General features: G+C 67.3%; 8 protein-coding genes. All 8 read right to left on the bottom strand.

From position 1 onward, the window contains the following. Positions 1 to 277: 277 nt before the first annotated feature. The 8 genes from glpK to glpD all read right to left on the bottom strand — a co-directional run bounded on the left by glpK (position 278) and on the right by glpD (position 9,581). Complete coding sequence (glpK, locus tag QZ753_RS09215) at positions 278 to 1,777, bottom strand: glycerol kinase GlpK (protein WP_294643022.1); 1,500 nt, start codon at positions 1,775 to 1,777, stop codon at positions 278 to 280. Between the two features lie 80 nt (positions 1,778 to 1,857). Continuing rightward, positions 1,858 to 3,597, bottom strand: coding sequence for an ABC transporter substrate-binding protein (locus QZ753_RS09210; protein ID WP_294643020.1), 1,740 nt, complete (start codon positions 3,595 to 3,597; stop codon positions 1,858 to 1,860). 91 nt (positions 3,598 to 3,688) lie between these two features. Beyond that, positions 3,689 to 3,973: a DUF2160 domain-containing protein gene (locus tag QZ753_RS09205; protein ID WP_294643019.1), complete on the bottom strand. Its 285-nt coding sequence runs from the start codon at positions 3,971 to 3,973 to the stop codon at positions 3,689 to 3,691. A 75-nt stretch (positions 3,974 to 4,048) separates the two neighbouring features. Continuing rightward, complete coding sequence (locus QZ753_RS09200) at positions 4,049 to 4,861, bottom strand: carbohydrate ABC transporter permease (protein WP_294643027.1); 813 nt, start codon at positions 4,859 to 4,861, stop codon at positions 4,049 to 4,051. A gap of 86 nt (positions 4,862 to 4,947) precedes the next feature. Beyond that, complete coding sequence (locus QZ753_RS09195) at positions 4,948 to 5,835, bottom strand: carbohydrate ABC transporter permease (RefSeq protein ID WP_294643018.1); 888 nt, start codon at positions 5,833 to 5,835, stop codon at positions 4,948 to 4,950. 3 nt (positions 5,836 to 5,838) lie between these two features. Next, positions 5,839 to 6,918 carry an ABC transporter ATP-binding protein gene (locus QZ753_RS09190; protein ID WP_294643017.1) on the bottom strand — a complete coding sequence of 360 codons (1,080 nt, stop codon included), beginning with the start codon at positions 6,916 to 6,918 and terminating at the stop codon, positions 5,839 to 5,841. A gap of 11 nt (positions 6,919 to 6,929) precedes the next feature. Further along, positions 6,930 to 8,000: an ABC transporter ATP-binding protein gene (locus QZ753_RS09185; protein ID WP_294643015.1), complete on the bottom strand. Its 1,071-nt coding sequence runs from the start codon at positions 7,998 to 8,000 to the stop codon at positions 6,930 to 6,932. Positions 8,001 to 8,066: 66 nt separating this feature from the next. Beyond that, positions 8,067 to 9,581 carry a glycerol-3-phosphate dehydrogenase gene (gene glpD / locus QZ753_RS09180; RefSeq protein WP_294643013.1) on the bottom strand — a complete coding sequence of 505 codons (1,515 nt, stop codon included), beginning with the start codon at positions 9,579 to 9,581 and terminating at the stop codon, positions 8,067 to 8,069. Positions 9,582 to 9,625 lie beyond the last annotated feature (44 nt).

Raw genomic sequence — 9,625 nt, 5'->3', positions numbered from 1 at the left:
CCCGTGCAGCAGGAGATCTTGGGCGGGATCAAGGCGCTGCTTGATCCGAGCGACCTCTTCAACCCCGGCTGCCAGATCGCCTCGCCGCGCGACGGAACGGATGTGACGGTCTTCTGAGAGGTGGCGTGGACAGTCCGCCGGGTCGTCTCGACGGTGCTCCCCCTTCGCGGCTTCATTGCCGACGCTCGCCGAAACGTCGGCAGCGACGACGCCTGTCGCCGCGCTGTTTCAGAAGGCTTCCTGATCAGCCGATGGACGGCGACGTTCGAAACGTCGCTTAACCTGCCACAGTCTCGGAAAGCGTGCGGCGGACGGCCTGCGACCAGCCTCTCAGCTTGGCACCGCGCTCCACCGCCTCCATCGCCGGCTCGAAGCGGCGCTCCAGGCGCCAGCGGGCGGAGAAGCCGTGCATGTCGGGCCAGGCGCCGCAGTGGCGCCCTGCCAGCCAGGCCGCCCCGAGCGCCGTGGTCTCGAGGACGGTCGGCCGGTCCACCGGCGCGTCGAGGATATCGGCAAGGCGCTGCATCGTCCAGTCGCTCGCGACCATGCCGCCGTCGACCCGCAGAACGGTGTCGGACGCGCCCTTCCAGTCGCGGCGCATGGCCGACAGGAGGTCCGCCGTCTGGAAGCAGACGGCTTCCAGCGCGGCCCGCGCGATCTCGTTCGGGCCGGTGTTGCGCGTCAGCCCGTAGATCGCGCCGCGCGCCTCGGCGTCCCACCACGGCGCCCCGAGGCCGGTGAAGGCGGGCACGAGATAGACGTCCTGACCGTCGTCGGCGCGGGTCGCCATCGGGCCGGTGTCGGACGCCTTCTCCACGATCTTCAGACCGTCGCGCAGCCACTGCACGGCAGCACCGGCGATGAAGATCGACCCCTCCAGCGCATAGGTCGTTTGTCCGTCGAGCCGGTAGGCGATGGTCGAGAGAAGGCGGTTCGCGGAGCGAACGCGCTCGGTGCCTGTGTTGAGGACCGCAAAGCACCCGGTGCCGTAGGTCGACTTCATCATGCCCGGCCGGAAGCAGGCGTTTCCGAGCGTGGCGGCGTGCTGGTCGCCGGCGATGCCGCAGATGCGGATGCCCTCACCGAACAGCGAGGCATCGGTCGTACCGAAATCGGCCGCGCAGTCGCGCACTTCGGGGAGGATCGCCCGCGGCACGTTGAGAAGGCGCAGCAGCTCGTCGTCCCACTCGTTGCGGGCCGTGTCGAAGAGCATGGTGCGCGAGGCGTTCGTGGCGTCGGTCGCGTGGACGCGCCCGCCCGTCAGGCGCCAGAGGAGAAAGGTATCGACCGTGCCGAAGGCGAGCTTGCCGGCCTCGGCCTTGGCTCGCGCGCTCGACACGTTGTCGAGCATCCAGGCGATCTTGGTGCCGGCAAAATAGGGGTCCACCACGAGGCCGGTGCGCTCGGAGATCGTCTCCTCCGCGCCATCCTCGACGAGGCGGCGGCAGATGTCGGCTGTGCGCCGGTCCTGCCAGACGATGGCGTTGTGGATGGGCTGGCCGCTGTCGCGGTCCCAGATCAGCGTCGTCTCGCGCTGGTTGGTGATGCCGATGCCGGCGATGTCGCGCGGCGAGAGCGAGGCGTCGGCGAGCGCCGTCTTCACCGTCTCGACGACGGAGCGCCAGATCGCCTCCGGGTCGTGCTCGACCCAGCCGGAGCGCGGCAGGATCTGCTCGAACTCCTGCTGGCCGACGCCCACCACGCGGAAGCTGTCGTCGAAGACGATGGCGCGGGACGACGTCGTGCCCTGGTCGATCGCGAGCACGTATCCGGTCATGAAGCGAAACCCTCCGGTTTGAAACGGGTGCGGGAGGGCCGGTCGTCCGGCCCTCCCGCTCGTGTGTCAGGTCGGGCGGATCACTTGGCCGGAGCCGCGTCCGCCCAGCTCTTCACCAGCTCGTCGTAGTTGACGGTGACCGGCTTTTCCTTCTCGTTCTCCTTCTTGAGCTGGGGAGCGATGGAGCCGTTCTTCTTCGCCTCGGCGTTCCAGTAGGCGAGGTCGTGCTCTTCGTTGAGCTTCGGCCCCTTGTCGCCCTGGATGCCGGCGCGCTCGAGGCGCGACATCACCTTTTCCTGCTCGGCGCAGAGCGAGTCCATGGCCTCCTGCGGCGTCTTGTTGCCGGCCGCCGCATCGCCGATCGCCTGCCACCAGAGCTGCGCGAGCTTCGGGTAGTCGGGAACGTTGGTGCCGGTCGGCGACCACTGCTTGCGGGCCGGCGAGCGGTAGAACTCGACGAGGCCGCCGAGGTCCTTGGCGCGGTCGGTGAAGCTCTGGTGACGGATCGTGGACTCACGCACGAAGGTGAGGCCCATGTGGCTCTTCTTCACGTCCACCGTCTTGGAGGTGACGAACTGGGCGTAGAGCCAGGCGGCCTTGGCGCGCTCGGTCGGGGTGGACTGCATCAGCGTCCAGGAGCCGACGTCCTGGTAGCCGAGCTTCATGCCGTCGACCCAGTAGACGCCGTGTGGGGAGGGGGCCATGCGCCACTTCGGCGTACCGTCCTCGTTGACCACCGGCAGGCCCTTCTTGACGGCATCGGCGGTGAAGGCCGTGTACCAGAAGACCTGCTGCGCGATCTCGCCCTGCGCCGGAACCGGGCCGGACTCGGAGAAGGTCATGCCCTGCGCCTGCGGCGGCGCGTAGGCCTTCAGCCACTCGAGGTACTTCTCGATCGAGTAGACGGCCGCCGGGCCGTTGGTGTCGCCGCCGCGCGCGACGCACGAGCCGACCGGCTGCGACTTGTCGTTGACGCGGATGCCCCATTCGTCGACGGGCAGGCCGTTCGGCAGGCCCTTGTCGCCGTTGCCGGCCATCGACAGCCAGGCATCGGTGAAGCGCCAGCCGAGCGAGGGGTCCTTCTTGCCATAGTCCATATGGCCGTAGACCTTCTTGCCGTCGATCTCGCGCCCGGTGAAGAACTTGGCGATGTCCTCGTAGGCAGACCAGTTGACCGGCACGCCGAGGTCGTAGCCGTACTCCTTCTTGAAGTCGGCCTTGTTCTTCTCGTCGTTGAACCAGTCGTAGCGGAACCAGTAGAGGTTGGCGAACTGCTGGTCGGGCAGCTGGTAGAGCTTCTTGTCGGGCGCCGTGGTGAAGCTGGTGCCGATGAAGTCGGCGATGTCGAGGGTCGGGGACGTCACGTCCTTGCCGTCGCCCGCCATCCAGTCGGTGAGGTTGCGCACCTGGTTGTAGCGCCAGTGCGTGCCGATGAGGTCGGAGTCGTTGACGTAGGCGTCGTAGATGTTCTCGCCCGACTGCATCTGCGTCTGCAGCTTCTCGATCACGTCGCCTTCGCCGATGATGTCGTGCGTCAGCTTGATGCCGGTGATGTCGGAGAAGGCCTTGGCGAGGACCTTCGACTCGTAGTCATGGGTGGTGATGTTCTCGGAGACGACCTTGATCTCCATGCCGGCGAAGGGCTTCGCGGCATCGATGAACCATTGCATCTCCTTTTCCTGGTCGGCGCGCGAGAGACTGGACTGGTCCTTGATCTCGGCGTCGAGGAACGATTTGGCCGCGTTCATATCGGCAAAGGCCGGCCCGCCGGCGAGCGCGATGGCGATGCCCGCCGCGCTCATCATCCAATGTTTCTTCATGTCGGTCTCCTCCCAAGAGCCTTGCAGTCTGCGGCCGGTCTGACGAGCCCTCCCGCGCGACCGGCCGCGCGCGACGGGGTTTTCCGCCGCTTCAGACGAAGCGGAACACGAGCCCCGCATAGACGAGGCAGACACCGAGCGCCCACCAGAGCTGGGCGTCGGGAAAGAAGAACAGCGAGCCGAGGCAGATGAAGGCCGAGCCGAGCAGCGACACGAACAGCCGGTCGCCGCGCGTCGTCTCGAAGCGGAGCACCCCGACCCGCGGGCTGCCGCCGGGCGAGGCCACCTCCCAGACGCCCATCATGGCGATGAGGGCGAAGATGCAGAGGAAGAAGGCGGTGGTCGGCCAGGTCCAGGCCATCCATGAGAAGTCCATTCGTCCCTCCTCAGACGCGGCCCAGGGCAAAGCCCTTGGCGATGGTGTTGCGGATGAACAGGCTGGAACCGTCCATCACACTCTCCCGAGGGCAAAGCCCTTGGCGATGTAGTTCCGGACGAACCAGATCACGATCGCGCCGGGAATGATGGTCAGCGCGCCGGCGGCCGCGAGGACGCCCCAGTCCATGCCTGACGCCGAGACGGTGCGCGTCATGATCGCCGAGATCGGCTTGGCGTCGGTGACCGTCAGCGTGCGGGCGATCAGAAGCTCGACCCACGAGAACATGAAGCAGAAGAAGGCTGCGACGCCGATGCCGCTCGCGATCAGCGGCATGAAGATCTTGAAGAAGAAGCGCGGGAACGAGTAGCCGTCGATATAGGCGGTCTCGTCGATCTCCTTCGGCACGCCGGACATGAAGCCTTCCAGGATCCATACCGCCAGCGGCACGTTGAACAGGCAGTGCGCGAGGGCTACCGCGATGTGCGTGTCGATCAGGCCGAAGGCCGAATAGAGCTGGAAGAAGGGCAGGGCGAACACGGCCGGCGGCGCCATGCGGTTGGTCAGCAGCCAGAAGAACAGATGCTTGTCGCCGAGGAACCGGTAACGCGAGAAGGCGTAGGCCGCCGGCAGCGCCACCGCGACCGAGATCACCATGTTCATCACGACATAGATGATCGAGTTGATGTAGCCGGAGTACCAGGACGGGTCGGTGAAGATCGTCCGGTAGTTCGCGAGCGTCGGGTCCTGCGGCCAGAGCGTGAAGGTCGAGACGATCTCCTGGTTCGTCTTGAAGCTCATGTTGACGAGCCAGTAGATCGGCAGGAGCAGGAACAGGATGTAGATCGCCGGGATCAGCGCCTTCGGCCGAAACCGGCCGGATGCCATGCGCGAGCGGGCCTTCAGCGCCTGCTCGGAATGCAGCGCCGGCGGAATGGCGCCGTGCGCCTCCGCGGCGGGAACGGTGGTGGCGCTCATGCCTGGTCTCCCGTGCTCGGCCGGTCGGTGCCCGCGTTTGTCATCACGGTGTAGAAGACCCACGAAAGGAGCAGCACGATCAGGAAGTAGATCAGGCTCATGGCCGCCGCCGGGCCGAGGTCGAACTGCCCGACCGCGGTCTTCACGAGGTCGATCGACAGAAAGGTGGTCGAGTTGCCGGGACCCCCGCCCGTCACCACGAAAGGCTCGGTGTAGATCATGAAGCTGTCCATGAAGCGCAGCAGCACGGCGATCAGCAGCACGCGGCCCATCTTGGGCAGCTGGATGTAGCGGAACACCGCCCAGCGCGAGGCGCCGTCGATCTTGGCCGCCTGATAGTAGGCGTCGGGGATCGAGACGAGGCCGGCGTAGCAGAGGAGAACGACGAGGCTCGTCCAGTGCCAGACGTCCATGACGATCAGCGTCGCCCAGGCGTCGAACGAGTTCTGCACGTAGTTGTAGGGGATGCCGAGGCTGGCCAGCGTGTGGCCGAGAAGGCCGATGTCGGTGCGCCCGAAGACCTGCCAGATCGTACCGACGACGTTCCACGGAATGAGGAGCGGCAGGGCCATGAGCACCAGGCAGACCGGCACCCAGATGCCCTTCTTGGGCATGGCGAGCGCCACGAGGATGCCGAGCGGCACCTCGATGGCGAGGATGATGCCGGAGAAGATCAGGTTGCGCACCAGAGCGTCGTGGAAGCGCGAGGACTGGAGCACGTCGGTGAACCACTCCGTCCCCGCCCAGAAGAACTCGTTGTTTCCAAACGAGTCCTGCACCGAGTAGTTGACGACGGTCATCAGCGGGATCACCGCCGAGAAGGCCACCAGCAGGAGCACCGGCAGCACCATGAACCAGGCCTTGTTGTTCCAGGTCTTTTCCATGGTTCAGCCCCTTTCCGCCACGAGCCAGCTGTCGGCATAGAGGTTGACCGCTCCGGGCTCGAAGCGCACGGCGGCGTCCGCCGGAACCTCGGCGCCCTCTGGCAGGATCGCGGCGAGCTTGTCGCCGCCGAGGCGCGCGCGCACGATGCGCTCGGAGCCGATGTCCTCGATCTTGTCGATGCGGACGGGCAGCGATCCGTCGCTTCCCTGCGGCACGAGGCGCACGAATTCCGGGCGCACGCCGAGTTCGATCTTGCGGGCGGCGCCGGGGGCCATCGAGCGCGTCTCGACCGAGCCGCCCTCGAGGATCGCGCGGCCGTTCTCGATGCGGCAGGGCAGGACGTTCATGCCCGGCGAGCCGATGAAGTAGCCGACGAAGGTGTGGCGCGGCCGCTCGAACAGCTCCTTCGGCGTGCCGATCTGGACGACCTGGCCCTCGTACATGACGACGACCTTCTCGGCGAAGGTCAGCGCCTCGGTCTGATCGTGCGTGACGTAGACCATCGTCGCGCGGAACTCGCGATGGAGTTCCTTCAGAAGCGAGCGCAGGACCCACTTCATCTGCGGGTCGATGACGGTCAACGGCTCGTCGAAGAGGATGGCGTTGACGTCGTTGCGCACGAGGCCGCGGCCGAGCGAGATCTTCTGCTTCTCGTCGGCGGTGAGGCCGCGCGCCTTCCGGTTGGCCTTCGGGGTGAGGGCGAGACGGTCCAGCATCGTGGCGACGCGCCGCGAGATCTCGGCCTCGGGCACCTTTCGGTTGCGCAGCGGGAAGGCGAGGTTCTCCGCCACGGTCATCGTGTCGTAGATCACCGGAAACTGGAACACCTGCGCGATGTTGCGGGCCTCCGGGGCGAGGTCGGTCACGTCGCGCTCGCCGAACCGCAGCCGCCCTTCGGATGGGATGAGCAGGCCGGAGATGATATTGAGAAGCGTGGTCTTGCCGCAGCCCGACGGGCCGAGCAGGGCATAGGCACCGCCGTCCTCGAACACGTGGTCGACCTCGCGCAGGGCGTAGGTCCCGGCGCGTGCGAGTTCTGGCGTGTAGGCGTGTCGGATGTGATCGAGCTGGATCTTGGCCATCGGTTCCTCCCTCAGGCCGCGCGCGCGAGGGCCTGGGCGACGGCCCGGCCGTCCGCTCCGAAGACACGCATGTCGGCGGGCGAGAAATGCAGGGTGATCGGATCGCCGCGCTCGGCCGAGCGGACGCCCGGCAGGACCGCCACGATCCGCTCGCCGCCGAGCTCGGCATGCAGGTAGGTCTGCGAACCGGTGACCTCGGTCACCACGACGCGGGCCTCGAAGCTGGCCGCCCCCGGCGCGGCCCCGCCGGCGCGCAGATGGTGCGCCCGGACGCCCGCGAGATAGTCGCCGTCGGTGAGGCCGGGCGCGGGAATGGAGAACCCGTGCGGCGACGTGAGCTGGCCGCCGTGCGCGCTCATCGGCAGCACGTTCAGCGGGGGATCGGAGAAGATGCGCGCGGTCTCGAGGTCCACCGGGCGACGGTAGACGTCGGGGGTCGGACCGAATTGGGTGACGCGTCCCTTGGAGAGCGTCGCGGTGTTGCCGCCCAGAAGGAGCGCCTCGGTCGGCTCCGTCGTCGCATAGACGAAGATCGCGCCGCCCTCGGCGAAGATGCGCGGCAGTTCCTCGCGCAGTTCCTCGCGCAGCTTGTAGTCGAGATTGGCGAGCGGTTCGTCGAGAAGCACGAGGTCCGCCTTCTTGACGAGGGCACGCGCCAGCGCGGTGCGCTGTTGCTGGCCGCCCGAGAGATTGAGCACCGTGCGATCGAGATAGGGCTCGAGCTTCATCAGCCTGGCCGCGCTCGTCACCTCGGAGCGGATTTCTGCCTCGGGCCGTCCCTTCACGCGCAGCGGCGAGGCGATGTTCTCGAACACCGTCATCGCGGGGTAGTTGATGAATTGCTGGTAGACCATCGCGACGTTGCGCTTGGCCACCGGCACGCCGGTCACGTCGCGCCCGTCCATGAAGATGCGTCCATTCGTCGGCCGGTCGAGCCCGGCCATCAGGCGCATGAGGCTGGTCTTGCCCGACAGGGTCGGGCCCAGAAGGACGTTCAGCGAGCCGCGCTGCAGCGTCAGGCTCACGTCCTCGATATGGGTCTCGGCGCCGACGCGCTTGCCGACCTGTTCCAAAAGCAGCACCCGTTTCCTCCCGTGCAGCCTTGATTTCATCACCGCGTTCGCACCCGTCCTCCGGTGCGACCCGCGCTACTCCGCGGCGAGCCCCGGACTTCGCTCCCGCGCGACAAGGGTTCGAAGGCATTCCTCCAGCGGCCCCGTCTCGTCCGGCGCAAAGCGCAGCCCGAGCTTAGAGCGGCGCCACAGGACGTCCTCGACGCTGCGGGCCCATTCGTTGTGCACGAGCCACGCGACCTCGCGCTCGCTGAGGCCGTGGCCGAGGTCGCGGCCCCAGTCGGCCCCCCCGTCCTTCGCCATCGCCAGGGCATCCGTGCCATAGGCGCGGACAAGGCGTTCGCGGGTCGATTTCGAAAGGTTCGGGGAGAGCGACGCAAGCTCGGCCTCGAGCAGGCCGAGGCCGTCCACCGGAAAATTGCCGCCGGGCAGGGACGCGTCGCCGGTCCAGGCGCCGCGCTTGGCCCCGAGCGACTTCTCGATCGAGCCGAGAACGTCCTCGGCCAGCCGGCGGTACGTCGTGATCTTGCCACCGAAGATGTTGAGGAGCGGCGCGCCGGCCGACGTGTCCACCTTCAGGACGTAGTCGCGCGTCGCTTCCTGCGCCTTCGAGGCGTGGTCGTCGAACAGCGGGCGCACGCCCGAGAAGGTCCAGACGATGTCCTCGCGCCGCAGCGGCGTCTCGAAATACTCGCTCGCGGCGCCGAGAAGGTAGGTCGTCTCCTCCTCGCTGATCGCCGCCTTCGCCGGATCGCCGGTGTAGTCGCGATCGGTCGTGCCGACCAGCGTGAAGTCGCGCTCGTAGGGGATCGCGAAGATGATGCGGCCGTCGGCGTTCTGGAAGATGTAGGCGCGGTCGTGATCGAAGAGCTTGCGCATGACGATGTGCGAGCCTTGGACGAGGCGGATGTTGTGCGCGTCGTTGCGACCCATCGCCGAACGGATCACCTGATCGACCCAGGGGCCGGCCGCGTTCACGAGGAACCGTGCGGCGACGGTCTCGACGGCGCCGGTCCCGGCGTCCTCGAGCGTGATCGTCCAGCCGTCGGCCTCGCGGCGGGCGCTCGTCACGCGGGTCCGCACGCGGATCGAGGCGCCGTGGCGCTGCGCGTCGCGGGCGTTGAGCACCACAAGCCGCGTGTCGTCGACGCGTGCGTCGGAATACTCGAACCCCTTGGCGAACTCGCGCTTCAGCGGCGCGCCGAGCGGGCCTCGCAGGTCCACCGTGCGCGTTGCGGCCAGCTTCTTCCGGCCGCCGAGATGATCGTAAAGGAAGAGGCCGAGGCGCAGCAGCCAGGAGGGGCGAAGGCCCGCATGGTGCGGCAGCACGAAGCGCAGCGGCTCGATGATGTGGGGCGCGATGCCCCAAAGCACTTCGCGCTCCATCAGCGCCTCGCGCACGAGGCGAAACTCGTAGTGCTCGAGATAACGCAGGCCGCCGTGGATCAGCTTGGTGGACCAGGAAGACGTGCCGCTCCCCAGATCCTTGGCTTCCGCCAGGCCGACTGAGTATCCGCGACCGGCCGCATCGCGAGCGATGCCGCAGCCGTTGATTCCGACGCCGATGATGAAAACGTCGAAGCGCTGCATGACCCCACCGCTTTCGCAATGCAGCAAAAACCGCGCAAATGCGA

Origin of the sequence: uncultured Aureimonas sp., assembly GCF_913775355.1 — a bacterium.
Taxonomy (GTDB): domain Bacteria; phylum Pseudomonadota; class Alphaproteobacteria; order Rhizobiales; family Rhizobiaceae; genus Aureimonas.
The sequence above is the reverse complement of the archived record's forward strand: the minus strand, read 5'-3'. Positions and strand labels throughout refer to the sequence as shown.